This window comes from Bradyrhizobium sp. HKCCYLRH2060, from assembly GCF_051168135.1.
Lineage (GTDB): Bacteria > Pseudomonadota > Alphaproteobacteria > Rhizobiales > Xanthobacteraceae > Bradyrhizobium.
The window spans coordinates 192,551-217,195 of the sequence record NZ_JBNPUK010000009.1 but is presented as its reverse complement, the minus strand read 5'-3'; the positions used below and the strand labels follow the sequence as shown (position 1 = coordinate 217,195).

The window sequence follows — 24,645 nt, the reverse complement described above, 5'->3', positions numbered from 1 at the left end:
CAAGCGAGCGCGGTGTCCCCGCACGACGAACTTCTCAAAGCCTATCAGTGCGGCCAAATTGGGCCGCACCGCGGCGAAGCTGCGGCGATCGTTCGATCATTCGTGGCGGGCTGCCGCAATGGTGAACGTCACCAGCTCCGCTTGAAGCCGGCCGAGATGCTCTTGCTGGTGCCGCCCTGCGCGGTCTCGCTGACCGAGCCGGAGACGCTGAGACCATCCGATAGCTTCTGCTCGGCGCCGACCTTGCGCAGCCATTTGTCGTCGCCCGACGACAAGGTCTGTCCTGCGGTGACGCTGGTGCCGGTGTCGCCGATGGAGAGCCTGGCGGACTGCTCGGTGTCGAAGCTGCGGCTGGTCTTCGGCGCCGCGCCGGGAATCGGCACCATGCCCTGCTGGGTGACGTTGTAGCCGTTCTGCAGGGTCAGATTGTAGTGATCGATCGGCACCGCCTTGGTGATGGTGGTGCCGAGCCGGCTCTGATCCGAGCCGGGATCGACGCGGGCCTCGATGGCGGTCTTGTCCCAGATCGCGCCGGCACCCGGCGCGGTGACGGCCGCCCAGGCCGAGCCGCCGGACTCCGGAGCATTGCCGCCGTTCTCGGCCTTCTCCGCCAGCAATTCCGACATCGTGGTCGGCTGCCGCGCGACCGTCATGTCGGCGCCGACGCGGGCGTCCCAGAACGGCGACACCGACTGCTTGACCGACACGCCCGAGGCAAGGCTGCCCTTGTTCTGGTTCGACCAGTCGAGCGCGGCGGCCTTCTCGGCGGCGGCCTTGCGCTTCGCCGCGGCAGCGGCCTCGGGACGGTCGAGAAAGGTGGTGTCGTCGATCGCGAGCTGGCTCCAGTCGAGCTTCTCGACGTCGATGTCCTGCATCGGGTCGGCTGCCGCCACCTGGTCCTCGGACTTGTCCTCGTCCTCGGGCTCCGGCGCGATCTGCTGCCACGGCGCGATCTGCAGCGGCTGCGGCGCCTGCATCAGCGTCTGCGCATCGGCGGCGGACGCAAGAAGCCCGAAGCCGGCCGTGAAAACCGCCAGCGCGCAACCATACGATGTCATGAGAGCAACCCCCGCCGCCCGAACCTGTGTGCCGGAATATGGTGGAATCTTGGCGCAAAATTATGGCTGCGCCAGTCACGATGTGTTGGGTTGCCGGTGACTGTGACCACAATCCAACAGGCAGGGCGGCTCAGGCGAAGCTGCCGATGCGCGGCAGGTCGATCGGGCGGCCGAGCGTCTGCTCGACCAGGTCGAACGTATCGATCAGGATCCGCAGCCGGGCGAGCTTGCCGGCGCGGAATTGCATGAATTGCGCGAGCCGCGCCGTGATCGGCTTGTCGGAATCCTGCGCCGTCATCGCGCAGCGGACCATGGTCGCCGCGCTGGTCTCGTCCAGCATCAGGGTCTCGCGCTCCAGCCGGCGGATGCTCACATGGTCGGCGATCTGCCTGACGGCGTCGAGCACGGCGGCGCGGCCGTGCCGCGCGCCGAGGAAGGGAAACATGTCGATCGGGCCGTAGATGGCCCAGTCGATGTCGTCGTCGAGAAGTGCGGCGAAATCGTCGAAATGGCGGTCGTTGATCGCGCCATGCAATGCGCGCGACAGACGCCAGAGGCTGTGCTCCGTCATCGGCTCGGGATCCTGAACTGGCTTGCGAGGGGGCGCGCCGGCCTGGAGGCGGCGTCGAAACGACGTCGCGCCGGGGCGCCGAATCTATCTCTCTTACGCCTCACATAAATCAACCACCTGCGCGCGCAACGGCTGTTTTTGCATTGCACAAATGCGCGCCGCTACCCGTCCCGCCTGGGGGCGCCGGGGCCGTCAGCGTCCTTCGTGCTGCAACCGCTGCTGCGCGATCGCCACCTCGTGCTCTCGGAAGGCGGCCAGGCCGAACAGGGTGGCGCCGGCGAGGCCGCCGACCAGGGCGCCGAGCGGCATGAAGGTGAAGAACACCAGCATGCCCGCATAGCCTTCGAACTCGCTGGTGTTGAACAGCTCGATCCAGGCCAGTCCAAGCCCGATGCCGATCGTTGCGCCGCCGACGACGCCCATCACCAGTCCGGCCATCGCCAGGAATGCTATTCTCATGTCACCGATGCCCCGTATACCACCGCTGATGGGGTGCGGAGCCGGGGCCACAGGTTCAAGGCAATGCAGCAGCCGTCGGTGACGTTTGCGTGATCGGCAGGCTCGGCCCGTCGTCGGCCACGGCTGCGCCGGCCTCAGGGCCGCGCGGCGCCCGCGATCAGCAGCCGGCTGAGATCGCATTCCAGCACCTGCTGCACCAGGTCGTAGGTGTCCATGATCTCGCGGATGCGGGCGACGCGGCCGTCGCGCAGCGTATAGAACGCCGCGAGGTCGTACTGCACGATGCGGTCGTTGTCGCGCTTGCGCAGGAAGATGCGGAGATCGACGGCGACCTGGTCGCCTTCGCAGATCATGGTCTTGATCTCATGCCGGACGTCGGCATAGCGGCTGCGCGCGGTCTCCCACATCTGCCGCACCTCGGCCTTGCCCCGGCGGCCGCCGAGATGGGGAAAGATGTCGATCGGCGCGGACGCGAAGTGCTCGAGGTCGTCGGTGCAATGCGCCAGCACGCTGTCGAAATCACCGGCGGCATGGGCCTCGAGCAGCCTGCGCACACGCTGCTTGTTGATGTGCTCGATCATCGTGTCTCCACTGACGGGACTACCCGCGTCGGCGATGTCGTTCTGGAGATGCCGGCGCGCGGCCGTCAACCACCTGTGTAACCGTCGGCCAGCTCTATGCGCCGGTACGGTGAACGGAAGCTTGGCGGGTGATCGCGTCACGATCATGTCTGGGGGGCGTCTCTCAGCTCATCCAGCTGATCTCTCAGCTTCTGGGTCATCACCGCGCGCGACAAGGTTCGCGCAACGCGTCATGCCGGTTGCGAGCCGGGAACCGGCCCGCGGCGTCGCCGTTACCCCGCACCAATCCAAGCGGAGCTCGATCATGACGATGTCGATCACGAAGACCATGCTGGCCGCCTCCGTCGCAGCGCTGGCGCTGCTGTCGACGCAGGACGCCGAGGCCAAGGGGTGCATCAAGGGTGCCATCGTCGGCGGCGTCGCCGGCCATTATGCCGGTCATCACGGCGTGCTCGGCGCCGCCGCCGGCTGCCTCTACGGCCGTCACCGCGCCAAGGAGCAGGAGCGTCAGCAGCAGCAGGGCCAGGTGAACGGGCAGGGCCGGACCTAGTCGATGCGGCGCGTCGCTCGTCTGCGGCGTGCCCCCGCACCGGCCCGGAGACGGTGCCCGGCGTGACAGGTCTCACGGTCCGAGCCGGACGCGGCGGCTAGACGGGAGCGGTCTGGTCCTCGCCGAGGGCCTTCGCAACCGGATGTCCAGGCCATGCTCACCGTCGCCTCCCCCAGCACCTCCGCGCCGAAGGCGGCGCTGCTCAATTTGCTCGAAGGCATGGCGCTGACCGCGCTGTTCCAGGCCATTCCGACCTACGCCGGCGCCGCGCTGATCCTCAAGCTCGCGCACAGCACCGCGCTGCGGCCGGGGATCATCGGCTTCGTCGCGAGCGCGACCATCATCCACGTGCTCATGACCTCGGCGGCAGGCCCGCGCTTTCAGCGCCTGCTCAGGCAAGCCTACGCGGCGGAGTTCTACGACGCAACGCTCGGCGTCGCCGACAAGGTGCAGCGCTGGCGCACGCAGCCCGAGGGATCGCTGCAACTGTTGAGCTCGACCGTGATGCTGGCGCTGCTGTCGGTCGCGGCGCTGGCGATGGGCTGAGGCGGGCGCGTCCCGCGAAGCATGGCGTCAGCTTCGGCGCAGCGCTCGTGTGCGCCGCGGCTCGTCCGACACGTCGGCGAGGATGGCGGGTGTCTGTCTCACCTCGCTCCCCTGTCGTCCCGGCGAACGCCGGGACCCATACCCCCAGGGAGCGGTTTGAGGCACGCTGGCGATTGGCTTTTTGCCTCTCACGTCCGCCGCGGCGTATGGGTCCCGGATCGGCGCCGCGACCCGCTGGCGCGCGTCACGGCTTGTCCGGGACGACAGCGGTGGGTTTGGCGGATTTACGATTCAAACAGCGATCGAGTTGAAGACATGAGGACGTGATCTCGCGGCGAGATTCGCCCGAGTGATGCATCGAACACGTCCCTCGCAAATCATGCAGAGGGCGCAGGGAATGCCGGGTGAAGGCCTCACCCATGGCCCGCCTGCGAAAAAAATGCAGGCGGCAGGTACCACAGGCAAAGCCGAACACTCCGGCATTCCCTGCGCGACGGTCTTCACGCTTATACGCAGTCTCCCTGGTGCGCCGGGCTTGTTGGCCACCATCCCCAGCGCAATGCGCTAGCATTGCGCCAGGTTGATACCAGCGTCGGGGTATCAGGACGCTGCGACTTCACGTCCGTGCCAAGCCGTTCGTCCGCGCATCCGAAGACACGCTGCGACTTGATCGCGGCCATCGCATCCCCACCTCGCGTGTCGTGACGATCGCGCGCTACGCCCCTCTGCGGTGAGGCGGGATGCGCGGAGATAATCATGATTTCCGATAAAACGCAATATGTTTTTATTTTTCGGAATAAGCGCTGGGTCTTTCGCTTGTCAGGCCGGTTATCTGGCGGAGCTGGTTCGGTTGCCTCAGGACCGCTCGGCATCCTGAGGCCAATGAAAAAATCGCTGTCTCGATTTGAGGGCGGAGTGTCGCTGAAGTGATTGCCTCGTGCCGAGCAGCCCTCTGCAGCCTTCTCGCGAGGGCAACCGTCTTGCTGGCGTTATGGCCACTGGCGGCAAGCGGTCTGCCGACTGAAATCCTCGCCTATATCTACAATGTAAGGCTTCGTCGGTCACGGCGAGGAAATCGCCTCAACAGTTAGGCGCCTCTCCCCCCCCCCCCCGACTACTCGGATAGTTTGATTTTAAAAATCTACAATCTATGATAGATTTCGGACGTTTGAAGTTCTAAAGGGCCGCCGAGGCTGTTCTTGAGATGACAGCGTCGGTCTGATGCACCCACGTCCTATTGATTTTCAGGAATGAATACTGGCGAAGGACTAACGGATGTCTATGCAGACGGTACCGTCGGGATCCACCGGTGGAGGCGCTGGTTCGAAATCATTGAGTGGCTTCGCGGTTCAGATGCAGGAACAAGAGTTCTGGTGCTGGGCTGCCGTGAGCGCGAGCGTCGCCATCTTCTACGGTGCGGTCAATCGGACACAATGCGAAGTTGCTTCAGGTGAACTGGCACCTTTGGATTGCTGTGGGGTGGATGCGAGCGGTGCATGCAATCGGGCGTGGTACCTGGACCGCGCGCTCACTCGCGTTGGTCACTTTGCCGGTCTCATTCTCTCCGACATATCCTTCGCGGACCTCGTGAGCGAAATGAATGCTGATCGGCCATTAGGTTGCCGGATACAGTGGGCCGGCGGCTTTGGCGCCCACTTTGTCGGAGTGGGCGGATGGTCCCGGGATGGTACGGGCCTGGAGTATGTGGAGGTTCACGATCCATTTTACGGCTTCGTTCAAATCGCATACAACGATTTTTGCTCGTCTTACCGTTCTCCCGGAGACACATGGACGCATACGTATTTTACTTCTGCAACTCCTAGCCCCGTGGCCGGCGGCCCTGTCGCGGACGCTCCGCTTTCGGCGTAATGGGATCGTAAAAAGGGACTCCCGATATGACTATTGTCAGTCGTCTTGGTCCGTCTGGCGGGGTGGCTGCGGTGAACGCCGCTCTCCCGCATTTGTTGTCCAGGGGCCCTCGAAGCAGCAGTTCTACGCTCGGCGGCGCCAAGAAAGTTCATAACAAAGGTGCGATCCCGCTTTTTCTGATTAGTCCAGCAGACGCACTAAAATCTGATTTTCTGCACAAGAGCGATCCCACGGCGTGGCGATATCCGATCGTTTGGGCAGGCGGCATAGCCTTGGCTGACGTCCGAGCCGATAAAGCTCCTCCAAATCTCTCAGCGCTTATTCGCGGACCTGTGGCCGAGCGCTTTTTCAAAGCGACGGAGATAGTGAAGCGGGAGTATGAATCCTCGAGTGAAGAGTATGAGGTCAGAGCGCTGGAGGTGCCTGCAATGTATGTGACGGCACTATGGCTACATGAGGCTCGCGGGTTTGAGGATATTTTCTTTCCAATAGCAGAAGGCAAAATCGAGCCAAGCATAGATGGCAGAAGTATAGAAGATGATCCGCATTTCCTCGATCGACTGAAAGAAGCGGCACAAGATCGCTTCGCTATCGCCGTCCCGTCTTCTCCTCATCGACGCGGTTTCTAGAATTGTTGCGGTCGACTCAATAGTCGTGCATGATTTGATGATCTCGTTTAATCAGTGTGGCTTTCCGTAAGGTTTGTGTTCACCGCTTCTTCCACCCGCCCCGCTTCCCCGGCGCGCCGCCGGTCGAGCGTGGGGCCGGGCCGAATTCGGGTCCGGATTCGCGGGAGTTGGTCGGCTGGATGATCTTGCTGCTGCTGCCGAACGGCTTTGCCGGCAGCTTGGCGTTGGGGCGGTAGGGCAGGGATTCCGGGCCGTGCATCTCGTCGAGATGGGGCTTGTGGACTTTGGAGCTGGTGCTGCGTGAGGCGCCGCCGGTGATCTCGTCGACCGAGGTCAGCAGTGGATCGTGGTCGCGAGACTTTGCGCCGCCACGACCGCCGCGACTCGCGGGCCCCCCTCCCTGACCCTCCCCCACGAGGGGGGAGGGAACGGAGGGACCGCCGGCGCGGCTTGATGAACTGCGGCTGGAGCCACCCCGGCCCTTCAAGGCCGCCGTCGGCAAATTGGCGGCGTCGCCGTATTTCTTCGCGCCCGCGTAGGCGCCGGCCTTGCCTTGCACGGTGCGCTGCTTGGCGGTGGGGTCGTCGACGACGGCGAGCTCGGTGGCGCGGAGGCGCTTGACCTCGTCGCGGAGGCGGGCGGCTTCCTCGAAGTTCAGGTCGGCGGCGGCCTCGCGCATGCGGGTTTCGAGATCGGCCAGCACGGCTTCGAAATTGTGCCCGATCGAGATGACGTCGTCGGTGGTGGTGCCGCCGCCGGTCTCGATCAGCACGTGGTCGCGCTCGTACACCGAGTTGAGGATGTCGCCGATCGACTTCTTCACGCTCTCCGGCGTGATGCCGTTGATCGTGTTGTACTCGACCTGCTTCTCGCGGCGGCGGTTGGTCTCGGCGATGGCGCGCTCCATCGAGCCGGTCATCTGGTCGGCGTAGAGGATCACCTTGCCGTCGACGTTGCGCGCGGCGCGGCCGATGGTCTGGATCAGCGAGGTCTCGCTGCGCAGAAAACCTTCCTTGTCGGCGTCGAGGATGGCGACCAGCGCGCATTCGGGAATGTCGAGGCCCTCGCGGAGCAGGTTGATGCCGACCAGCGCGTCGAAGGCGCCGAGGCGTAGATCGCGGATGATCTCGATGCGCTCGATGGTGTCGATGTCCGAGTGCATGTAGCGGACGCGGATGCCCTGCTCGTGCAGATATTCGGTGAGGTCCTCGGCCATGCGCTTGGTCAGCACCGTGATCAGCGAGCGATAGCCCGCCTGCGCGGTGGCGCGGACCTCACCGAGGAGATCGTCGACCTGGGTGCGGGCGGGCCGGATGTTGACGGGAGGATCGATCAGGCCCGTGGGGCGGATGACCTGCTCGACGAACACGCCGCCGGCCTCGTTCAGCTCCCAGCCGCCGGGCGTCGCCGACACCGCCACGGTCTGCGGCCGCATCATGTCCCACTCCTCGAAGCGCAGCGGGCGGTTGTCCATGCAGGACGGCAGGCGGAAGCCGTATTCGGCCAACGTCGCCTTGCGGCGGAAGTCACCGCGGAACATGCCGCCGATCTGCGGCACCGTGACGTGGCTCTCGTCGGCGAACACCAGCGCGTTGTCGGGGACGTATTCGAACAGGGTCGGCGGCGGCTCGCCGGGCAGGCGTCCGGTCAGATACCGCGAGTAGTTCTCGATGCCGGCGCAGCTCCCCGTCGCCTCCATCATCTCCAAGTCGAAGGTGGTGCGCTGCTCCAGCCGCTGCGCCTCGAGCAGGCGGCCCTGTGCGTGCAACTGGTCGAGCCGCACCTTCAGCTCGGACTTGATCGACTTCATCGCCTGCACCAGGGTCGGGCGCGGCGTCACATAGTGCGAATTGGCGTAGACCTTGATGAACTCCAGCTCGTCCTGCTTGTGGCCGGTGAGCGGATCGAACTCCTCGATATTCTCGACGGTGTCGCCGAACAGGTTCACGCGCCAGGCGCGGTCCTCATAGTGCGCCGGGAAGATGTCGATGACGTCGCCGCGGACGCGGAAGGTGCCGCGGGTGAAATCGTGCTGGGTGCGCTTGTATTGCAGGGCGACGAGGTCGGCGATGAGCTGGCGCTGGTCGATGCGCTCGCCCTTCTTCAGCGCGAAGGTCATCGCGGTGTAGGTCTCGACCGAGCCGATACCGTAGATGCACGACACCGAGGCGACGATGATGACGTCGTCGCGCTCCAAGAGCGCCCGCGTCGCCGAGTGGCGCATGCGGTCGATCTGCTCGTTGATCGAGGAATCCTTCTCGATATAGGTGTCGGTGCGTGGGACGTAGGCCTCGGGCTGGTAGTAGTCGTAATAGGAGACGAAGTACTCGACGGCGTTGTCGGGGAAGAAGCTCTTGAACTCGCCATAGAGCTGCGCGGCCAGCGTCTTGTTCGGCGCCAGGATGATGGCCGGGCGCTGCGTCGCCTCGATCACCTTGGCCATGGTGTAGGTCTTGCCGGAGCCGGTGACGCCGAGCAGGACCTGGGTGCGGTCGTTGCGCGCGATGCCCTCGACCAATTCCTTGATCGCCTGCGGCTGGTCGCCCTTGGGCTCGTAGGCGGACTTGATCTCGAAGCGGACGCCGCCTTCCGACTTCTCCGGGCGCGGCGGACGATGCGGCGTCCATATCTTGAGCGACCCGTCGTCCTTGCGGAACTCGGGACGGCCCTCGCGGATCAGCGACTCCAGCGCTTCCGCCGTGGCCTTGACGCCGAGCGCCTCCATCTTGCTGCGCGGCGGACGGGCGAGCGCTTCCTCGTCGTCCTCGGCCGTCGGCAGGCCAAGCTGCCGCGCCAGCTCGGGATCGAGCGTCGGGATGGTGGCGGCGGTGCCGTACTTGGCTTGCGGCGCTTCGGCGAGGCCGGAAGCGCCAGTGTTGTCAGAGGGCGCGTCCGCTTGCGCCGCGGCGCTCCCTCCCCCCTTGTGGGGGAGGGGTGGGGAGGGGGGTACTCCGGCACGAGCTGCGTCTGAGTCGTCAGCCAGCGCGGGAGGCCGCGCAGGTCGCGCTGCCACGCTCTCCTCCTCTCCCCCTTGCGGGGAGGAGGCGGGGGTGGATTCACGGGCAGTGTTGCTTGGGGCACCCCCCTCCCCAGCCCTCCCCCACAAGGGGGGAGGGAGCGCAGCGTCCTGCTGGGCTGAAGCTCGTGACGTGTCACGGACGGACGACCGCTCCCCCGCCGGCTGCGGATTCGGCCGCAGCGGCATGGGCCGCGCCGACGCGTCGCCGGTCGCGACCTCGGCGCTCCTGCCCTTGGTCGACGCCCGCGCGCGGTGCGCGGCGGCTTCGCCGCCGCTGCGGCGGTCCCAGGAATTATCCGGCGGAGGCTGCAGTCCCGTTGAGGAACCGATGCCGCTCTCGCCGCGGTTGATGGCGGGATTGAGCAGCTCGGCGAGCGCGGGCCCGATCGGCTGCACGTCGGGCCGGTGCGCTTTCGATTTCGGAGTTCGGCCGGGCTTCTTGGGGGTGTCGGGGGTCTTCGCCATCGCCCGAATATGGGACGGATGAGGCCGACTTGAAAGAGTGATCGGGCGCCCCCTCCAGCCCTGCTGACAGCATGGTGGCAGCAGGACGCCGCGATGCGCATGCGCGCGGACGACCACGCGCGTTCAATGAGCGCGATGGCGTTCCCGCGACGCCGTGCCGACGGTCAATGCCGGGTCGGCTGCTCGACGATGTCGAGATGCACGCCGTGGCAGGCGACGCATTGCAGGGCCCAGTACTCGGAACCGCCGCGGCCGTTGATGACGCTCAGGACGCTCAGCTCCGCATCGCAGTCCGGGCATCGCGTACGCACCGAAAAAGCGAGGTGTTTGACGGCAGGCTCAGCCATGAATTGCAGTCCGCATTACGAATACACTCGGCATTTCGAATTGGCGTTTGGAATGTTGGCTTGGAACCGTCTGGCCGCGCGGGTGGACTCTCGGGGACTTCACTCTCGGAGATTGTTCCACGTCGCGCTATCCGTCTTTTCCCGGGGTTCGGTCGATATCCTCCGTCGCGTGCTTCAAAGTGCGCCGAATCGGTTTGCAGGTGTCAGCCCCACCGCTTGCGAAAGCGGTCGATATGGCTTTTCGCGTCGGCAATCGCCATGTCCGCATCGGACCAGGCGAAGCCGACTTCGAGCGAGGGGAACGAAACGCCATTGATCACCACCGGGGTCATGTCCGCGCGGCGGATCCGCGCGTGCCACAAGCCGCGTCCTGCTTCGAACGGCTCGATGGCGAAGTCCTCGTACAAATACGTCATTGCGCAGTCCTGGATGTCCCGAACGGCAACGACAGCATGAATTGGTCCGATCATTTGTGAACAGGTTCACACGTCCGCGTCTTTTTTGATCGCGTCCCTGCGTTGAGAATTCCGGGTCGCGGGCTGTGACGCCGCGCGCATGATCCAACGCCGGAACGCGGCGAAATCACGTTGGCCGGCCTGGAAATGTCGGTAGACAAGATACCAGCGCTCGCCTTTCGGGACGGTCAGTGCGAACGGTGCAACCAGGCGTCCCGCGGCGAGATCGTCGTCGATATAGGGCCGGATGCCCATGGCGATGCCGAGACCGTCGATCGCGGCCTGCAGCGCATGGCCATAGTACTGGAACTCGGTGCCGCGCGCGCTGACGCGCGTGATGCCCGCGGCCTTCAGCCACAGCGCCCAGTCCTCGGCGGCGTGCGACACCCGCAGCAGGCTCGGTCCCTTGAGATCCGCCGGCTTCTTCAAGGTCGCGGCGAGCCGCGGCGTGCACACCGGCACGAGATCGGCGGCGAACAGCGGCTCGGCGACGAGGCCCGGCCAGGCGCCGTCGCCGAGCTTGATGCCGCAGCTCCAATCGTCGCCGAACGGCACCGCCGCTCCGCCGGTGGTGATGCGCACCTCGATGTCCGGCTGCTCGGTGCTGAAATCGGCGAGCCGCGGGATCAGCCATTTCATCGCGAAGGTCGGCCCGACGCCGAGCGTCAGCACCCGCATCGACGACGGCGCCATGATCTGCGCGGTCAGGCTCGACAGCGCGTCGAAGATCGGCGTCAGCCCGCTCTGATAGGCGCGGCCGGCGGCGGTCAGCGCCAGCCGGTTGGCCTTGCGCTCGAACAGCACCACGCCGAGCCGCTGCTCGAGCAGGTTGACCATGCGGCTGATCGCAGCCGCGGAGACGTTGAGCTCGCTGCCTGCCGCGGCGAAGCTGCCGGTGCGCGCCGCCGCCTCGAACGCCTTGATGCCGTTGAGGAACAGCAGCCGTCTCATCGCGCCCTCAGGAAAACTGATGGAGGGCAAGATAACTCGGTTTGTGCCGATATCGCCAGTGCGACAAATTGCATGGCGAGGAGCTCAGCCATGACACCCGCCCTGATTGCAGCGCTCGGATTGCTGATGGTGGCGACGGCGTTCCTGTCGGGCCTGTTCGGCATGGCGGGCGGGCTGATCCTGATCGGCGTGCTGCTGGCGATCATGCCGCTGCCGGCGGCGATGGTGCTGCACGCGGCGACGCAGATGGCATCGAACGGCTGGCGCGCGGTGCTGTGGCGCCGGCACATCCGCTGGCGGCCGGTCGCGGTGTATCTCATCGGCTGCGCGCTGGCGCTCGGCCTGTGGTCGCTGATCCGCTACGTGCCGGACACGCCGATGGCGCTGCTGCTGCTCGGCATCACCCCGTTCATGGCGCGGCTGATGCCGCCCGGCCTGAAGCCCGACCCGGACAGCGTCTGGCAGGGCGCGATCTACGGCACGATCTGCATGGGGCTGATGCTGATGACCGGCGTGTCCGGGCCGCTGCTCGACACGTTCTTTCTCGGCGCGCGGTTCGATCGCAGGTCGATCGTCGCCACCAAGGCGACCTGCCAGGTCGCGAGCCATCTCACCAAGCTGATCTATTTCGGCGGCATCATCGACCAGGCCGCGGGCCTCGATCCGGTGCTCGCGCTCGTTGCGGTGGCGGCGTCGATGCTCGGCACCAGCCTGGCGCGGCGGCTCCTGGAGGCGATGAGCGAGCAGCAGTTCCGCATTTGGGCCAACCGCATCATCACGGCGGTGGCGAGCTATTACATCCTCTATGGCGGCTGGCTGCTGCTGGCCGCGCAGAGCTCGGCGGCGGAGTGAGGCGAGCATGGCCGTATCGGCAGATCCCCTGGTGCTGGACTTCGTCGAGTGGATCGCGCGCGCGCCGCGCCGCCACGCCGAGGTGGTGGCGACGTGGCGGACGAGCTGCCCGCGGCTGACGGTGTGGGAAGATGCCGCCGATCTCGGCTATGTCACGCGCGAGGCGATCGCGGGCGTCGGCATCTTCATCGTCGTCACCGACGGCGGCGCGCAGCTGCTGCGCGACAACGGCCGCGTGGTGCGCTAGAACGGTCCGGACGTGAAGGAAGGACTGGGAATGGCCGTGAAGCTGTATGAACTCGTCGGGACCGATGCGGGCCGCCCGTTCAGTCCGTTCTGCTGGCGCACGCGGATGGCGCTGGCGCACAAGGGGCTGAGCGCCGATACGATTCCGTGGCGCTTCACCGAGAAGAGCGCGATCGCCCCGCATGGCTCGGAGAAGGTGCCGGTCATGCTCGACGGCGATCGCGCGGTGGCCGATTCCTGGGCGATCGCCAACTATCTCGAGGACACCTATCCGGACCGGCCGTCGCTGTTCGGCGGCGCCGGCGGCCGCGCGATGGCGCGCTTCATGAATGCCTGGGGCGACATCGCCATCGTCGGCGGCATCTTCCCGCTGATCATCGCCGACATTCCGAAGAACCTCGCCGCCGCGGATGCCGACTACTTCCGCACGTCGCGCGAGGCGCGGTTCGGCAAGAGCCTCGAAGAGGTCATGGCCACGCGGGACCAGGCGGTCATCGGCTTCCGCAGGTCGCTGGAGCCGCTGCGCCAGACCCTGAAGACGCAGGCCTTCATCGGCGGCGATGCGCCCGATTATGCCGACTACATCGTGTTCGGCGGCTTCCAGTGGGCGCGCGTGGTGAGCCCGTTCCGGCTGCTGGAGGAGAGCGACAGCGTCCATGCCTGGCGCGAGCGGCTGCTCGATGCGTTCGACGGGCTGGCGCGCAAGTCGCCCGGCCACCCGGTCTAGCCGGGGTTCGGCGCCGGCCGGCGCTCGCGCCAGGCCGCCAGCCCGTCGGCGAGATCGCGGCTGCCGACCAGGCTCGCGAACTGCTCGCTCTCGACCTGCAGCCCTTCGCCGATCGTCATGTTGAGCCCGCGCGTCGCGGCGGTGATGATGCCCGTGACCGTATCCGGCCCGTGGCGGATGATGCGTTGCGCCAGCGCGCGCGCCGCCGGCAACAGCCCGTCGTGCGGCACGACGGCGTTGACGAGGCCGATCTCCAGCGCGCGCTGCGCCGGGAAGGCGTCGCCGGTCAGCAGCAGTTCGAGGCTGCGCTTGCGGCCGACCAGCCGCGGCAGCCGCTGCGTGCCGCCGAAGGTCGGCGGCATGCCGAGCCTGATCTCGGGCTTGGCGAAGCTGGCGCGCTCGCTCGCCACCGCCAGATGCACCGCCTCGGTGATCTCGCAGCCGCCGCCGAAGGCGAGCCCGTTGACCGCCGCGATGACCGGCTTGCGGAACGCCTCAAGCCGCGCCGTCATCGCCTGGCCGCGCCGGACGAAGTCGCGCAGCGCCGCGGCACGCCCCTGGCGGACGCTCGCGGTGAATTCGTCGATGTCGGCGCCGGCTGAGAAGGCGCGCTGTCCGGCGCCGGTGAGGATCACGGCCCTGACGCCGGCATCGGTCTCGATGCGGTCGAGCGCGGCCATCAACCGGTCGATCAGCGCGTAGCTGAGCGCGTTCAGCCGCTGCGGTCGGTTCAGCGTGATCACGGCGATGCGGTCGGAGATGTCGAGCAGGATGAGGTCGGTCATGGCGTCTCGCAGGCTGAAGGGTGGAGCAGGCGGAGACTAGGCGCCGCGGCCGCCGAGGTATATACACTGGTCAGTATACATTGGACGCCGCCATGCCCCGTTCCTCCGATCCCACGCCCGCCCGCATCGTCGCCGCCGCGAGCCGGCTGTTCTATGCCGAGGGCATCCGCGCCGTCAGCGTCGATGCGGTGGCGGAGAAGGCGGGGGTCACCAAGAAGACGCTGTACTATCATTTCCGCAGCAAGGACGATCTCGTCGCGGCCTATCTCGCCGCGCGCGACCAGCCGAACCTGGCGCTGTTCAAGCGCTGGTTCGACGAGACCGACGGCGCGCTGCCCGACAAGATCGCCGGGATCTTCAACCAGCTCGCCCGCGCCGCGCGGCATCCGAAATGGCGCGGCTGCGGCTTCCTGCGCACCACCGCGGAGCTCGCCAATCTGCCCGGCCATCCCGCCATCAGGATCGGCGCCGCCCACAAGAAGAAGTTCGAGGCCTGGCTGCAGGCGATCTTCGCAGAGCAGGGAATTGCCGAAGCGGGCGTGCTCGCCCGCCAGATGCTGCTGCTGCTCGACGGCGCGTTCGCCGTCGTGCTGCTGCATCGTGACGCCAGCTACATGGAAACCGCGGGCGCGGCGGCACGGACGCTGGTCGCCGCGGCCCTGCCGAAGGGCAAGCGGTCCGCGTCGCGCGCAACCCTCAGCCGGCGCAGCCGCGTCCCCTGACCTGTTCGCCGCGGACGACCGTGGCGACCATCTGGCTCGCCATGCCGTCGAAATCGGATGGCTTGATGTAGCCGGCGGCGTAGGCTTCCTGCGTGAGCCGTTCGATCCTTCGATCCTCGGCGGTCGTCCATACGCCGGCGATATAGGCGGCGCCGGCCGGACCATAGGTCTCGGGGTAGCGCTCGCTCTGGTTCTGCCGATGATAGTAGTAGTGGTTGAGACCGCTGATGAAGTTGTCGCGCTTGGCGCCGCAGCGGTCGCTCCAGGCGAGGTCGAGCGACTTCAGCGCGTCTTCGCGCTGCGAGCGCCGGGCGTCCTCGGTGTATTTCTCGTGGTCCTGAAACTCCGCGCCGGTGACGGGCGGAAACGCCGCCGTGGTCGGCGCGTCTGTCAGGAACAGCCGTCCGCCGACCTGCCAGACGACGATGGCCGCAATGATGAAGATCAGCCGGTTCATGGCAGCGCCCGTTTGCTATCGCCGGTCCCGTTGCGCCTGCCTCGTCCGGCACACCGCCGACTCGTCGGACCAGAAAGCGGGTCCGGCGAAGTGCGGGACCTCCTCGCGCACATCAGCCGGAAAGTCCGCCTTGGTGATGCCCTTCTCCTCGAAGGCTTCGAACAACGCCTCCTTCACGCGCTGATCGAGCGGCGTGCCGACGCTGTCGGCCGCCTCCCGAAGCGATTTGTCGGTGCAGATTTTCGCGCCCCAGAACTGCCGCTTGCAGTCCAGCTTGGCAACATAGGCCCGCGTGTAGGCCGTCAGTGCGTCGACCAGGTTCTGCTTCATGGTTGTGTCGCAGGGCGACAGCTTGTAGGCCGTCGCGGCCTGCAACGCGTCCATGCGCAAAACGTCCAGCTTGGGATTCTTGTCGCTCTGCGAGGTGTGCTGCGCGAGCCACGCCTTGCGCTCGAACTCCTTCGATTCTGGGCCGCCGAAGGTCCTGTCGACCGTCGGGGAGAGGGGAGCCACGACCGCCACGGTCCCGGGCGTCGGCGCAGCGAGATTTGATGCGGCTTCAATCGAAGCTGTCTGCATCATGCCCCGCCACGGTCCATCCGGAAGCGGAAACCCCCTGACCGCCCAACTCACACCAGCGAACGCAGCCAAGAATGCCGCACCCGCGGCGCCAATGAATCGCAACATGAAATAAGCCCATCCACCAACGCCGTGCACGGTAGGGCGTGCGGGTTAATGCATCCGATAGGGCCGTGGGCACCGGCGCAACGACGTGAACCGATTGTGACTATGTTCGGTCGCGTTTGAAGACAATGGCAAAGCTGTACGGCCGCTTCACAGGCCGCGGATCTGACGTCACATCCTGGCGGGCAGCACCGAACGGCGCGCGAGCAGCGCCATGGCGGCGTCGAGATCCGGCAGCACGGCCGCCGCATTCGCCCGCGAATGATCGTTCGGCGCCACGATGTCCGGCACCATCAAGGTGATCGCGCCGGCGGCGTACGCCGAGGCGACGCCGGGATTGGAATCCTCGATCGCGACGCAGGCCGGCGCGCGCGTCCGCAGCCGTTCCGCGGCGAGCAGATAGAGGTCCGGATGCGGTTTGGCACGGGTCACGTCGTCGCGCGTCAGCACCGCATCGAAGCGGTGGTCGATGCCGGCGAGGCCAAGGTGTTCCGCCGCCGTGCGGCGCGAGGAGGAGGTCACGACGGCCTTGGGCAGCCCGACCGCGTCGATCGCGTCGAGCAGCGCAATGACGCCGGGTTTCAGCGGCATGCCCGCCTGCAGGATCTCGATGGTCTTGGCCGCGAACAGGCGGTTGACTTCGAGCAGCGGAAAATCGTCGCCGAAATGGTCGCGCAGGGTCTGCTCGTTGTCGGGGCCGGGAATGCCGATCATCGCGTGACAGAGCTCGACGACGCCATCACTATAGCCGAGCGCATTCAGCGCTGCGATCGCCGCTTCGAGATAGACCTTCTCGGTGTCGAGCAGCGTGCCGTCCATGTCGAGCAGGACGGCTTCGACGTGCCAGCGTGTCACGCGCCCGGCTCCGGTTCGCCGGCCAGCCTCTTGAGGCAATTGATGCACAGGCAGTCCTTGAACCGGGTCTGTCCGGTCTCGGGCAGCGGCAGGCGCACGGCCTCTTCGAAGCACCAGCAGGAGCCGCCGGGATCGCAGCTGAACTCCGCGCCGCACGACTCGCAGATGAGTTGCCGCGCGGCCACGTCTGCTAAACGATTTGTCACCTTCGGAACCACGTCCGATCCACCTCTTTTCATGTCCGGTTCATCTGCGCGGGCAAGTATAGTGCGTGACAATCTGCCGCGCCATCGCAGTCTGCGGTCGCGGCAGCAAACTGCTTCGGGAGCTCCCGTGATGACGGGCCGCTGGTGAGGATGAGGCATGGCGCGTGATGCCCAGGCGGCTCTTGTCGCATTGAATCGCTTCGGCTTCGGCGCGCGTGGCGGCGCCTCGGGCGATCTCGTCAATGCGGCGTCGGACCCGCGCGGCTTCGTCAAGGCCGAGCTCGGCCGTCCCAATGGAACGCTGCTGGAGGCGCCGGGCTTGCAGTCGACGCCCGCACTCGCCGCTGCCGTCTTCGCCTATCAGGACGAGGTCAAGCGGGCCCGCGAGGCCGCGAAGTCGGAGGCTGCGCCGCAGGACCCGTCCAGTCAGACGCGCGGCTTGTCCACGAACGGCGCGGACAAAGCCATGGCCGCGCCGCCCTCGGCAGCCCCGGCGGCCGGTGCCGACCCCGCACCCGCGATGCAGGGAGCGCCGGCAAAGCCCGCGCAGGCTCAGCAGCCGCCCAACGTCGTCCAGAAGACGTTCCGTGCCGAAGCGCTGGCGCGGCTGCAGCGCGCCGTGCTCGCCGATTGCGGCTTCACCGAGCGGCTGGTGGCGTTCTGGTCGAATCATTTCTGCATCTCCGCGGGCAAGGGCGAACTGGCGCGGATGTGGGCTGGCGCGTTCGAGCGCGAGGCGATCCGGCCGCACGTGCTCGGGCGCTTCGCCGACATGCTGAAGGCGGTCGAGCAGCATCCGGCGATGCTGTTCTTTCTCGACAACCAGGAATCGCTCGGACCGGACTCGCGCGCCGGCCAGAACCGCAAGCGCGGCCTCAACGAGAATCTCGCGCGCGAGATCATGGAGCTGCACACGCTGGGTGTCGGCGGCGGCTACAGCCAGGAGGACGTGACGTCGCTGGCGCGCATCATCACCGGCTGGAGCTTCGCCGGCCGCAACGCCCGCAACGCGGCGCCCGGCAGCTTCGTGTTCAATGCCAATGCGCATCAGCCGGGGCCGCAGACTCTGCTCGGCAAGGTCTACGGGGATGATGGCCTCGCCCAGGGCGAGGCTGCGCTCGCCGACATCGCGCGGCATCCGTCGACTGCGAAGTTCATCGCCACCAAGCTCGCGCGCCATTTCGTCGCCGATGATCCGCCGCCCGCGCTGGTCGCGCGGCTCGAGGCCGTATTCAAGAAGAGCGACGGCGATCTGAGAGCGGTGACGCTGGCGCTCGTCGATGCCGATGAAGCCTGGTCGGCACCGCTGACCAAGATCCGCTCGCCTTATGAGTTCCTGGTCGCGGGCGGCCGGCTGCTGGCGCGCGTGCCCGAGGATCCCGGCTTCTATCTCAATTCCCTGAACATGCTGGGACAGCCGCTGTGGGCGCCCGCAGGGCCGAACGGATTCGCGGATACCACCGCGATGTGGGCCGCCCCCGAGGGCATGAAGCTGCGGCTGGACATCTCCGCGCAACTCGCCGCGCGTCTCGGCAACAATCTCGATCCCCGTGATCTGCTCGATCTCGCCGCGGGAGACGCGACTTCGACGGAGACGCGGCGAACGATCGAGCGTGCGGAATCGCGCCAGCAGGCGCTGGCGCTGCTGCTGATGTCGCCGGAATTCCAGAGGAGATGACGATGGACCGGATCGCGGCCTCGCTGTTGACCTCGCGTCGCCACCTGCTGCTGGCAGGCGCGTCCTTTGCCGCCTGGGGCTATCTGCCGAAATTCGCGCGGGCCGCCGATCGGCGTGATCCACGGCTGATCGTCGTGATCCTGCGCGGCGCGCTCGATGGGCTCGCCACCGTGGCGCCGGTCGGCGATCCCGACTACGCCGGGCTGCATGGCGCGATCGCGCTGACGACGGCGGGACCGAATCCGGCGCTGCCGCTCGACTCGTTCTTTGCGCTGCATCCGGCGATGCCGGAATTCGCGCGCATGTATCGCGACAAGCAGGCGGCGGTGATTCACGCGGTCGCGACACCGTATCGCGAGCGCTCGCATTTCGATGGCCAGGACGTGCTCGAAAGCGGCTTCGCCGGTCCCGGCCGCGTGCAATCGGGTTGGCTGAACCGCGCAGTCGAGGCTCTGCCGCGCGGCCCCCGCGTCACGGGCGCGCTCGCGGTCGGTCCGACGGCACCGCTGGTGCTGCGCGGCGCAGCGCCCACCGTCGGCTGGGCGCCGGTGACCTTGCCGCAGGCCGATGACGATACCGCGACGCGGCTGGTGGACCTCTATGCGCATCGCGATCCAGCGTTGGCGGCTGCGCTGTCGCAAGGGCTGAAGCTCGAGAAGGTCGCGGTCGGCGACGATATGAAGCCGAAGCCGGGCGGCAACCAGATCGCAGCGATGCGCCAGGTCGCGCGCGGTGCGGCGAAGCTGATCGCGGCGGATGACGGTCCGCGCATCGCGGCGCTGGCGTTCGACGGCTGGGACACGCATGCCAATGAAGGCGGCGCGGTCGGCCGGCTGGCGCAGCTCCTGTCGGGTCTCGATGGCGCGCTCGCCGAGTTCGAGAGCGGGCTCGGCCCGCGCTGGCGCGATACGGTCGTGGTGGTCGCAACCGAGTTCGGGCGCACGGCGAAGATCAACGGCACGCAAGGCACCGATCATGGCACCGGCACCGTCGCGCTGCTCGCCGGCGGCGCGGTCAGGGGCGGTCGGGTGATCGCCGACTGGCCGACGCTGAAGATGGCGAGCCTCTATCAGGGACGCGATCTTGCGCCGACGACGGATCTGCGCGCGGTGTTCAAGGGCGTCCTCGCCGACCATCTCGGCATCGGCGAGCACGCGCTCGGCGGCGCGGTGTTTCCGGACAGCGCGGCCGTGAAGCCGATCAAGGGGCTCGTGGCGTAAGGCTTGCTAGCGCCATGTCCCGATCGGGGTTTTGAAGCGGTCGACATCGCGGCATCAGCGGCCACCGCCGAGGGCGCATTGCACCGCGAAGTCTGCTAGTCCTCGGACCTGCGGCATTCATCCCTCAGGAGATCAGCATGTTCATCGCCATGAATCGTTTTCGCGTCGCCAAGGGCTCGGAGGCCGCCTTCGAGCAGGTCTGGCTGTCGCGCGACAGCCATCTCGACAAGGTGCCGGGCTTCGTCGAGTTTCACTTGTTGAAGGGACCGGAAGCCGAGGACCATACGCTCTACGCCTCGCACACCATCTGGGCGTCGAAGGCGGCGTTCGAGGACTGGACCAAGTCCGAAGCCTTCCGCATGGCCCACAAGGGCGCCGGCGACAACAAGCCGCTCTATCTCGGCCCGCCGCAGTTCGAGGGCTTCGAGGTGAGGCAGACGGTGGGTGGGAAGAAGTAGGACGTTGCTCGGGATTTGGATTCGATCTGCCGCTGCGTAGCCGGTATGCTCCCTCTCCCCGTTCTTCACGGGGAGAGGGTTGGGGTGAGGGGCAGCGGCACGGGTGGTGGTCGTCGCGCTCGCCCGGTCTCGTCAGCTCGTGCTGTATTGCAGTCTCAACGGCTTCAGCACGATGAAGACCTGCGATGAGGTACGGCACATGCGAGGACCAGATCTGAAATCCGTCGGTCTTGCTCGGCGGCTCCGCACTGCCCAGACGAACGCGGAGAACACGCTGTGGGATAAGATACGCAGCCGTCGGCTGGATGGTCACAAGTTTGTTCGGCAGCTCCCGGTCGCAGAATATATCTGCGACTTCGTTTGTCGAGAGAGGCGCCTCATCGTTGAAATTGACGGGGGACAACACAGCGAGTCTAAGCAGGATGTTGTTCGCGATCGCCGTTTAGCGGAGGAAGGCTATCGGGAACAACGATGTCCTAGGAAATATCGAAGGCGTTCTGACGCTGATTCAAGATGAGCTGACGCGTGAGTAGTGGGCGCTGTGGCAAGGCTGCACCGCCCGATCCGCTGCCCCTCACCCCAGCCCTCTCCCCGTGAAGAACGGGGAGAGGAAGCCCACCGATCGCACGGCAGCATCTCGCTTTCCGCTCTCAGAGGTGGCCACGCCAAAAAAATGCGGCCCCGGTCAGAGACGGCGACTGACGGGGACCGCTGAAACGCGTGACCGGTGACGGGGGATGATCAGGCGCTCGATGGAGCGTAGGCCTGCCCCGTGACGGCGGCGTGACACCGCCCGCTCACAGCGCCTTGCGATAGACGATGAAGCCCGAGCGCTCGGCGATCTTGTCGTAGAGCGCCTGTGCCGTGGTGTTGGTCTCGTGCGTCTGCCAATAGACCCGCGGCGCACCGGCCTGACGCGCTTCGCGGTAGACCGCCTCGATCAGCGCCCGGCCGACGCCCCTGCCGCGGGCGGCCTCGCTCGTGAACAGGTCGTTGAGATAGCAGAGCGGCCCGATCGTGGTGGTGGCGCGATGAAACAGGTAGTGCGCCAGGCCGATCAGCTCGCCGCCGCTCTCGGCGACCAGGGCATGCACCGGCTCGTCGGCATCGAAGAAGCGCGACCATGTCACGGCGGTCACCTCGCTCGGCAGCGCCGTCGGCCCCGAACGGCCGTAGAAGGCGTTGTAGCCGTCCCAGAGCGGCAACCAGCGATCATGATCGTCGCGCGCGATGGCGCGCACAGTGAGGGCTTCGTGCATGAAGGCTTCGCCGTCCGTTTGAATCTCGACGGACCTTCGATACGCGCAGCCGCGCTCGCGATCAATCCGAGACGGTCAGCGGCGGCACCGGTTCGGCGGCGGGCGGCCGCACCAGCTCGACATAGACAGACCGATCCTCCTCGGTCAGCGGCGAGAACGAAAGCTCGCCCCGCCGCTCGATCAGGATCAGCAGTGACGCCGCCAGCAGGATCGCGAGTGCCAGGGTCACGGCAACGATTACGACCGTTGATTTCATCGCCATTTTGTGCGCGAGACAATCATCGCCTGTTGTCGCGAAAACCGCGAAGGGTTGTCAAAATGGCTTCCTGCTAAGCGGGCATCGACAAGAGGGCGCGGATCGACACCACCGCGATGGTGACGCTGACACCCAATGAGAGCGTGCTGGCCGCGATCGTTGCGACCACGGCGGTGGTCAGGCTCGGCGACAGGGTGAGCGTCGCGTCGTCGTGAAAGCCGCTGACGGGCGCCGGGAGCCCTCGGCGGAGGTCCGGCGCTAGCGGCCACGCCTGGCCGCGAACCCAACTGAACTTCGGAACGGAAGCAAGACGCCACCCGGACATGAAGTCGAAATCCCTTACCCATACATCCGCGAGCGAATCACTCGCAGAGGTAAATTCTAAGGTCGCGCTGGGCAGGATTGCGGCGGCAAATCAGAAAAAAGGGCAGAAACATGGCGTCGGCGGTGATCGTTCCCGCCATCGCGTGTATTTTCCCCACTGTTCTACGGATAGTCGGTAGTCTTACGGTGAACGTGTCAGCCGTAGTCGGCAGCAATGCCTGCCGAATCGATCAGCGCCGGCTGCCAGTCCATCGCGACGAAGCCAGGCGTCTGCTCGACACGGCGCAGCCAGCTGCGGATCTTCGGGAAGGTCGACAGATCGAAGTCGCAGCGATCGGCGACATGGGTGTAGCCGTAGAGCGCGATGTCGGCGACCGTCAGCTGCTTCGCGGCAAAGTAGTCGTTGCTCTTGAGATGATTCTCCATCACCTGCAGCGCGGCATAGCCGCGCTCCATCCAGTCCTCCAGCGCATGGGTCTGCAGGTCGCGCCCGCCCTTGACCAGCAGCAGCCAGAAATAGGCGGCGCCGATGTTCGGCTCGAGCGCATGCTGTTCGAAGAACATCCACTGCAGCGCTTCGGCGCGCTCGATGCGCTGCTCCGGCACCAGCGGCGTGCCGCCGGCGACATACCAGAGGATCGCGTTCGATTCGGCGATGAAGCGGTCCTCGCCGACCTCCAGCAGCGGCACCTGGCCGCTGGGATTCTTGGCGAGAAAATCCGGCGTGCGGCTCTCGCCGCGCAGGATGTCGATCTCGATCGCCTGATAGGGCGCGTTCAGAAGCGCGAGCGCAAGGCGGACCTTGTAGCTGTTGCCTGACCGCTGCATCGAATAGAGCTTGTACATCCGGCCGGTTTCGAGTTCGAGGAATCAAGGGTTGGACGCATCGCGCATCCGGACGCCAGATCGTCCCGCAATGCGGCCAGACAATGATGCCGATGAGCGCAGGCTGCAAGAGCCGGCGGATGGAAAAAGTCGAAATGCGCTACTGCACTGCACTCTCGAATAACAACTTTCCAATAGATTCAAACAATCGAGATCACGCCTGCGCGATGCGCGCCTGTCCACCGATCTCGACCGCGCGATCGGTGAGTGCGCGGCGCAAGGTCAGCGCGAACAGGGTCATCAGAACGATGAGGCCCAGCGGTATCGTCGTCAGCCCGGCGACGCTGCGCGAGAGCAGCGGCACGATCCAGGCGGCCGCGAGTATGCTGAGCTCGTAGTCGCGAAAGCCGTTCGCGAGGCCGTGCCGGACGAAGAAGATGATCGCGACTGCGAGGACCACGAGGTCATAGTCGAGCACATAAGGCGTCGCCAGCAGGCTCGCGCTCGCCAGTGCCGATGCCTTGAGATCGAATGCGGCCTCGCTCTGCCACAGCCACGCAAGTGCGGCCGCGAGCGACAGCGCCAGCAGGCTCTGCAGCGCATAGGCGGACCTGACATCGGCGCCCCAATGCCGAGCGGCCGAGAACACCGACTGGATCTTCTCCCAGCCGGTGCCGCCTTGCTCGAGCACGACGCTCTGTGTGAAGGTCATCGACTGGAAGAAGGCGTGCCAGACGTCGTTGCCGAGCGCGGCGAAACTGATCGCGACCAGCGCGGCCACCGTGGCGGTTGCCGCAGCAACCGTCGGCCAGCGCGCGCCTGCGAGCAGCGCCACGGGAATGAGCACGCCGAATTGCGGCTTGTAGGCGAGCAGGCCGATCAGGATGCCGGCCGTCCACGGCCGGCCGCGCTCCATCGACAGCAGCGCGCCGCCGAGCAGCGCCGCGGTGAAGAATGCATTCTGGCCGTGACCGATGTTGACGAACACGGCGGGAAAGGCGGTCGCGACCAGCAGGGTCTCGGAACGCGGCAGGATCGCGCGCATGACCGCGAGGTACGCGAGCAGGCTCGACACGACCCAGAGCGCGAGCCCGCCGGCATAGGGCAGCAGGGCGGTGATGGCGGCGATCGCGAAGAAGAAGGGCGGGTAGTGCCAGCCGAAGAACGGCACGTCGCGGCCGTCGAACACGGCCTTTTCCATCGCATGCTGCAGCGGCGGATCATAGGCGTCGGCCGCCTTGCCCTGAAGGGTCAGCACGCCTGCCGCATAGACGTTGGAGAAGTCGGTACCGATCGGCTTGCCGTTGCGGTCGATCAGGCCATCGGACAGCGCGATCCAGCCGGCGATGGCCACGATCGTGACCGCGAGCAGGATCCAGCTGTAGGACTTGATCCGCGTGGCCGTCAGCCAGTCGCCGGATCGCAGGGCGTACCCGATATTGGTCATTTCGGCCTGAAACTCTGGACAATCGTGGGGGCCACGCTAGCGGGGCCGCTTTAACGTTCCCTAAAGTCTTGGGAGCCATGTGCCCAAGCTTCTTGCGATGCAGCGCCCGGGGCCTTAAAAGCAAGCGTTTCCCTGACATGACTG

The 24,645-nt window shown here is 66.3% G+C and carries 31 protein-coding genes; 13 read left to right on the top strand and 18 right to left on the bottom strand.

Going from position 1 to position 24,645, the window contains the following annotated elements:
* Nucleotides 1–128: 128 nt before the first annotated feature.
* From ACQR10_RS19300 to ACQR10_RS19285, 4 genes are all read right to left on the bottom strand, one after another.
* Nucleotides 129–1,058, bottom strand: a complete 930-nt coding sequence (locus ACQR10_RS19300) for a hypothetical protein (RefSeq protein WP_315803281.1) — start codon at nt 1,056–1,058, stop codon at nt 129–131.
* A gap of 130 nt (nt 1,059–1,188) precedes the next feature.
* Nucleotides 1,189–1,629: a nuclear transport factor 2 family protein gene (locus ACQR10_RS19295; RefSeq protein WP_316217510.1), complete on the bottom strand. Its 441-nt coding sequence runs from the start codon at nt 1,627–1,629 to the stop codon at nt 1,189–1,191.
* A gap of 192 nt (nt 1,630–1,821) precedes the next feature.
* Nucleotides 1,822–2,088, bottom strand: a complete 267-nt coding sequence (locus ACQR10_RS19290; RefSeq protein WP_316217509.1) for a hypothetical protein — start codon at nt 2,086–2,088, stop codon at nt 1,822–1,824.
* A gap of 134 nt (nt 2,089–2,222) precedes the next feature.
* Nucleotides 2,223–2,669, bottom strand: a complete 447-nt coding sequence (locus tag ACQR10_RS19285; RefSeq protein ID WP_316217508.1) for a nuclear transport factor 2 family protein — start codon at nt 2,667–2,669, stop codon at nt 2,223–2,225.
* A 328-nt stretch (nt 2,670–2,997) separates the two neighbouring features.
* Between ACQR10_RS19285 and ACQR10_RS19280 the strand changes: the two genes are divergently transcribed.
* The 5 genes from ACQR10_RS19280 to ACQR10_RS19260 all read left to right on the top strand — a co-directional run bounded on the left by ACQR10_RS19280 (nt 2,998) and on the right by ACQR10_RS19260 (nt 6,263).
* Nucleotides 2,998–3,219 carry a hypothetical protein gene (locus ACQR10_RS19280; RefSeq protein WP_316217552.1) on the top strand — a complete coding sequence of 74 codons (222 nt, stop codon included), beginning with the start codon at nt 2,998–3,000 and terminating at the stop codon, nt 3,217–3,219.
* A gap of 153 nt (nt 3,220–3,372) precedes the next feature.
* Nucleotides 3,373–3,765, top strand: coding sequence for a hypothetical protein (locus tag ACQR10_RS19275; RefSeq protein WP_316217507.1), 393 nt, complete (start codon nt 3,373–3,375; stop codon nt 3,763–3,765).
* A gap of 756 nt (nt 3,766–4,521) precedes the next feature.
* Complete coding sequence (locus tag ACQR10_RS19270; protein ID WP_316217505.1) at nt 4,522–4,695, top strand: hypothetical protein; 174 nt, start codon at nt 4,522–4,524, stop codon at nt 4,693–4,695.
* A gap of 345 nt (nt 4,696–5,040) precedes the next feature.
* Entirely contained in the window at nt 5,041–5,634 is a 594-nt protein-coding gene (locus ACQR10_RS19265; RefSeq protein WP_410051438.1) for a papain-like cysteine protease family protein, read from the top strand.
* Between the two features lie 26 nt (nt 5,635–5,660).
* Nucleotides 5,661–6,263, top strand: coding sequence for a hypothetical protein (locus tag ACQR10_RS19260; RefSeq protein ID WP_316217504.1), 603 nt, complete (start codon nt 5,661–5,663; stop codon nt 6,261–6,263).
* Nucleotides 6,264–6,342: 79 nt separating this feature from the next.
* Here the strand turns inward: ACQR10_RS19260 and uvrB are convergent, their stop codons facing one another.
* From uvrB to ACQR10_RS19240, 4 genes are all read right to left on the bottom strand, one after another.
* On the bottom strand, nt 6,343–9,747 hold the full coding sequence (uvrB, locus tag ACQR10_RS19255) for an excinuclease ABC subunit UvrB (protein ID WP_316217503.1): 3,405 nt from the start codon (nt 9,745–9,747) through the stop codon (nt 6,343–6,345).
* A gap of 164 nt (nt 9,748–9,911) precedes the next feature.
* Nucleotides 9,912–10,094, bottom strand: a complete 183-nt coding sequence (locus tag ACQR10_RS19250) for a hypothetical protein (protein WP_315714095.1) — start codon at nt 10,092–10,094, stop codon at nt 9,912–9,914.
* Nucleotides 10,095–10,297: 203 nt separating this feature from the next.
* Complete coding sequence (locus tag ACQR10_RS19245; RefSeq protein ID WP_315803493.1) at nt 10,298–10,510, bottom strand: hypothetical protein; 213 nt, start codon at nt 10,508–10,510, stop codon at nt 10,298–10,300.
* A 66-nt stretch (nt 10,511–10,576) separates the two neighbouring features.
* Nucleotides 10,577–11,500 carry a LysR substrate-binding domain-containing protein gene (locus ACQR10_RS19240; protein ID WP_316217502.1) on the bottom strand — a complete coding sequence of 308 codons (924 nt, stop codon included), beginning with the start codon at nt 11,498–11,500 and terminating at the stop codon, nt 10,577–10,579.
* A 90-nt stretch (nt 11,501–11,590) separates the two neighbouring features.
* Here ACQR10_RS19240 and ACQR10_RS19235 point away from each other — a divergent pair, with 90 nt between their 5' ends.
* Genes ACQR10_RS19235 through ACQR10_RS19225 form a run of 3 tightly spaced genes read left to right on the top strand, consistent with a single transcriptional unit; the run spans nt 11,591 to nt 13,325 of the window.
* The gene (locus tag ACQR10_RS19235) at nt 11,591–12,352 is read left to right on the top strand and encodes a sulfite exporter TauE/SafE family protein (RefSeq protein WP_316217501.1); all 762 of its coding nucleotides are present in this window, start codon (nt 11,591–11,593) and stop codon (nt 12,350–12,352) included.
* Between the two features lie 7 nt (nt 12,353–12,359).
* Nucleotides 12,360–12,599: a hypothetical protein gene (locus ACQR10_RS19230; protein ID WP_316217500.1), complete on the top strand. Its 240-nt coding sequence runs from the start codon at nt 12,360–12,362 to the stop codon at nt 12,597–12,599.
* A 30-nt stretch (nt 12,600–12,629) separates the two neighbouring features.
* Entirely contained in the window at nt 12,630–13,325 is a 696-nt protein-coding gene (locus ACQR10_RS19225; protein ID WP_316217499.1) for a glutathione S-transferase family protein, read from the top strand.
* Here the strand turns inward: ACQR10_RS19225 and ACQR10_RS19220 are convergent.
* The gene (locus ACQR10_RS19220) at nt 13,322–14,110 is read right to left on the bottom strand and encodes a crotonase/enoyl-CoA hydratase family protein (RefSeq protein ID WP_316217498.1); all 789 of its coding nucleotides are present in this window, start codon (nt 14,108–14,110) and stop codon (nt 13,322–13,324) included. The two genes, ACQR10_RS19225 and ACQR10_RS19220, sit on opposite strands and share 4 nt — an antisense overlap.
* Nucleotides 14,111–14,202: 92 nt before the next feature.
* Here ACQR10_RS19220 and ACQR10_RS19215 point away from each other — a divergent pair, with 92 nt between their 5' ends.
* Nucleotides 14,203–14,832, top strand: a complete 630-nt coding sequence (locus ACQR10_RS19215) for a TetR/AcrR family transcriptional regulator (RefSeq protein ID WP_316177587.1) — start codon at nt 14,203–14,205, stop codon at nt 14,830–14,832.
* Here the strand turns inward: ACQR10_RS19215 and ACQR10_RS19210 are convergent.
* From ACQR10_RS19210 to ACQR10_RS19195, 4 genes are all read right to left on the bottom strand, one after another.
* Complete coding sequence (locus tag ACQR10_RS19210; protein ID WP_316217497.1) at nt 14,807–15,289, bottom strand: hypothetical protein; 483 nt, start codon at nt 15,287–15,289, stop codon at nt 14,807–14,809. The genes ACQR10_RS19215 and ACQR10_RS19210 overlap by 26 nt on opposite strands.
* A 15-nt stretch (nt 15,290–15,304) precedes the next feature.
* A complete protein-coding gene (locus ACQR10_RS19205; protein ID WP_316217496.1) occupies nt 15,305–15,802 on the bottom strand; it encodes a hypothetical protein in 498 nt (165 codons plus the stop codon).
* 342 nt (nt 15,803–16,144) lie between these two features.
* Nucleotides 16,145–16,828 carry an HAD family hydrolase gene (locus tag ACQR10_RS19200; RefSeq protein WP_315803300.1) on the bottom strand — a complete coding sequence of 228 codons (684 nt, stop codon included), beginning with the start codon at nt 16,826–16,828 and terminating at the stop codon, nt 16,145–16,147.
* Nucleotides 16,825–17,046 (bottom strand): cysteine-rich CWC family protein, encoded by a 222-nt coding sequence (locus tag ACQR10_RS19195; protein WP_316217495.1) that lies wholly within the window; start codon nt 17,044–17,046, stop codon nt 16,825–16,827. The genes ACQR10_RS19200 and ACQR10_RS19195 overlap by 4 nt, the downstream gene beginning before the upstream one ends.
* Before the next feature lie 145 nt (nt 17,047–17,191).
* Here ACQR10_RS19195 and ACQR10_RS19190 point away from each other — a divergent pair, with 145 nt between their 5' ends.
* From ACQR10_RS19190 to ACQR10_RS19175, 4 genes are all read left to right on the top strand, one after another.
* The gene (locus ACQR10_RS19190; protein WP_316217494.1) at nt 17,192–18,712 is read left to right on the top strand and encodes a DUF1800 domain-containing protein; all 1,521 of its coding nucleotides are present in this window, start codon (nt 17,192–17,194) and stop codon (nt 18,710–18,712) included.
* A complete protein-coding gene (locus ACQR10_RS19185) occupies nt 18,709–19,932 on the top strand; it encodes a DUF1501 domain-containing protein (protein ID WP_316217493.1) in 1,224 nt (407 codons plus the stop codon). Before ACQR10_RS19190 ends, ACQR10_RS19185 begins: the two co-directional genes overlap by 4 nt.
* A 137-nt stretch (nt 19,933–20,069) precedes the next feature.
* The gene (locus ACQR10_RS19180; protein ID WP_316217492.1) at nt 20,070–20,390 is read left to right on the top strand and encodes an antibiotic biosynthesis monooxygenase family protein; all 321 of its coding nucleotides are present in this window, start codon (nt 20,070–20,072) and stop codon (nt 20,388–20,390) included.
* 172 nt (nt 20,391–20,562) lie between these two features.
* Entirely contained in the window at nt 20,563–20,907 is a 345-nt protein-coding gene (locus ACQR10_RS19175) for an endonuclease domain-containing protein (protein WP_316217551.1), read from the top strand.
* A gap of 280 nt (nt 20,908–21,187) precedes the next feature.
* On the opposite strand, the gene ACQR10_RS19170 is transcribed toward ACQR10_RS19175, so the two are convergent.
* From ACQR10_RS19170 to ACQR10_RS19150, 5 genes are all read right to left on the bottom strand, one after another.
* Nucleotides 21,188–21,649: a GNAT family N-acetyltransferase gene (locus tag ACQR10_RS19170; RefSeq protein WP_316217491.1), complete on the bottom strand. Its 462-nt coding sequence runs from the start codon at nt 21,647–21,649 to the stop codon at nt 21,188–21,190.
* 61 nt (nt 21,650–21,710) lie between these two features.
* Entirely contained in the window at nt 21,711–21,911 is a 201-nt protein-coding gene (locus tag ACQR10_RS19165; RefSeq protein WP_316217490.1) for a hypothetical protein, read from the bottom strand.
* Nucleotides 21,912–21,978: 67 nt separating this feature from the next.
* On the bottom strand, nt 21,979–22,230 hold the full coding sequence (locus ACQR10_RS19160) for a hypothetical protein (protein WP_315803308.1): 252 nt from the start codon (nt 22,228–22,230) through the stop codon (nt 21,979–21,981).
* 194 nt (nt 22,231–22,424) lie between these two features.
* Complete coding sequence (locus ACQR10_RS19155) at nt 22,425–23,075, bottom strand: glutathione S-transferase family protein (protein WP_315803309.1); 651 nt, start codon at nt 23,073–23,075, stop codon at nt 22,425–22,427.
* A 193-nt stretch (nt 23,076–23,268) separates the two neighbouring features.
* The gene (locus ACQR10_RS19150; RefSeq protein ID WP_316217489.1) at nt 23,269–24,501 is read right to left on the bottom strand and encodes a glycosyltransferase family 87 protein; all 1,233 of its coding nucleotides are present in this window, start codon (nt 24,499–24,501) and stop codon (nt 23,269–23,271) included.
* Between the last annotated feature and the right edge of the window lie 144 nt (nt 24,502–24,645).

Bases quoted from the DNA above. Each gene is read 5' to 3' on its own strand.
- ACQR10_RS19300 (WP_315803281.1), bottom strand. From the start codon at position 1,058: ATGACATCGTATGGTTGCGCGCTGGCGGTTTTCACGGCCGGCTTCGGG.
- ACQR10_RS19295 (WP_316217510.1), bottom strand. From the start codon at position 1,629: ATGACGGAGCACAGCCTCTGGCGTCTGTCGCGCGCATTGCATGGCGCG.
- ACQR10_RS19290 (WP_316217509.1), bottom strand. From the start codon at position 2,088: ATGAGAATAGCATTCCTGGCGATGGCCGGACTGGTGATGGGCGTCGTC.
- ACQR10_RS19285 (WP_316217508.1), bottom strand. From the start codon at position 2,669: ATGATCGAGCACATCAACAAGCAGCGTGTGCGCAGGCTGCTCGAGGCC.
- ACQR10_RS19280 (WP_316217552.1), top strand. From the start codon at position 2,998: ATGCTGGCCGCCTCCGTCGCAGCGCTGGCGCTGCTGTCGACGCAGGAC.
- ACQR10_RS19275 (WP_316217507.1), top strand. From the start codon at position 3,373: ATGCTCACCGTCGCCTCCCCCAGCACCTCCGCGCCGAAGGCGGCGCTG.
- ACQR10_RS19270 (WP_316217505.1), top strand. From the start codon at position 4,522: ATGATTTCCGATAAAACGCAATATGTTTTTATTTTTCGGAATAAGCGC.
- ACQR10_RS19265 (WP_410051438.1), top strand. From the start codon at position 5,041: ATGTCTATGCAGACGGTACCGTCGGGATCCACCGGTGGAGGCGCTGGT.
- ACQR10_RS19260 (WP_316217504.1), top strand. From the start codon at position 5,661: ATGACTATTGTCAGTCGTCTTGGTCCGTCTGGCGGGGTGGCTGCGGTG.
- uvrB (WP_316217503.1), bottom strand. From the start codon at position 9,747: ATGGCGAAGACCCCCGACACCCCCAAGAAGCCCGGCCGAACTCCGAAA.
- ACQR10_RS19250 (WP_315714095.1), bottom strand. From the start codon at position 10,094: ATGGCTGAGCCTGCCGTCAAACACCTCGCTTTTTCGGTGCGTACGCGA.
- ACQR10_RS19245 (WP_315803493.1), bottom strand. From the start codon at position 10,510: ATGACGTATTTGTACGAGGACTTCGCCATCGAGCCGTTCGAAGCAGGA.
- ACQR10_RS19240 (WP_316217502.1), bottom strand. From the start codon at position 11,500: ATGAGACGGCTGCTGTTCCTCAACGGCATCAAGGCGTTCGAGGCGGCG.
- ACQR10_RS19235 (WP_316217501.1), top strand. From the start codon at position 11,591: ATGACACCCGCCCTGATTGCAGCGCTCGGATTGCTGATGGTGGCGACG.
- ACQR10_RS19230 (WP_316217500.1), top strand. From the start codon at position 12,360: ATGGCCGTATCGGCAGATCCCCTGGTGCTGGACTTCGTCGAGTGGATC.
- ACQR10_RS19225 (WP_316217499.1), top strand. From the start codon at position 12,630: ATGGCCGTGAAGCTGTATGAACTCGTCGGGACCGATGCGGGCCGCCCG.
- ACQR10_RS19220 (WP_316217498.1), bottom strand. From the start codon at position 14,110: ATGACCGACCTCATCCTGCTCGACATCTCCGACCGCATCGCCGTGATC.
- ACQR10_RS19215 (WP_316177587.1), top strand. From the start codon at position 14,203: ATGCCCCGTTCCTCCGATCCCACGCCCGCCCGCATCGTCGCCGCCGCG.
- ACQR10_RS19210 (WP_316217497.1), bottom strand. From the start codon at position 15,289: ATGAACCGGCTGATCTTCATCATTGCGGCCATCGTCGTCTGGCAGGTC.
- ACQR10_RS19190 (WP_316217494.1), top strand. From the start codon at position 17,192: ATGGCGCGTGATGCCCAGGCGGCTCTTGTCGCATTGAATCGCTTCGGC.
- ACQR10_RS19185 (WP_316217493.1), top strand. From the start codon at position 18,709: ATGACGATGGACCGGATCGCGGCCTCGCTGTTGACCTCGCGTCGCCAC.
- ACQR10_RS19180 (WP_316217492.1), top strand. From the start codon at position 20,070: ATGTTCATCGCCATGAATCGTTTTCGCGTCGCCAAGGGCTCGGAGGCC.
- ACQR10_RS19175 (WP_316217551.1), top strand. From the start codon at position 20,563: ATGAAGACCTGCGATGAGGTACGGCACATGCGAGGACCAGATCTGAAA.
- ACQR10_RS19170 (WP_316217491.1), bottom strand. From the start codon at position 21,649: ATGCACGAAGCCCTCACTGTGCGCGCCATCGCGCGCGACGATCATGAT.
- ACQR10_RS19165 (WP_316217490.1), bottom strand. From the start codon at position 21,911: ATGGCGATGAAATCAACGGTCGTAATCGTTGCCGTGACCCTGGCACTC.
- ACQR10_RS19160 (WP_315803308.1), bottom strand. From the start codon at position 22,230: ATGTCCGGGTGGCGTCTTGCTTCCGTTCCGAAGTTCAGTTGGGTTCGC.
- ACQR10_RS19155 (WP_315803309.1), bottom strand. From the start codon at position 23,075: ATGTACAAGCTCTATTCGATGCAGCGGTCAGGCAACAGCTACAAGGTC.
- ACQR10_RS19150 (WP_316217489.1), bottom strand. From the start codon at position 24,501: ATGACCAATATCGGGTACGCCCTGCGATCCGGCGACTGGCTGACGGCC.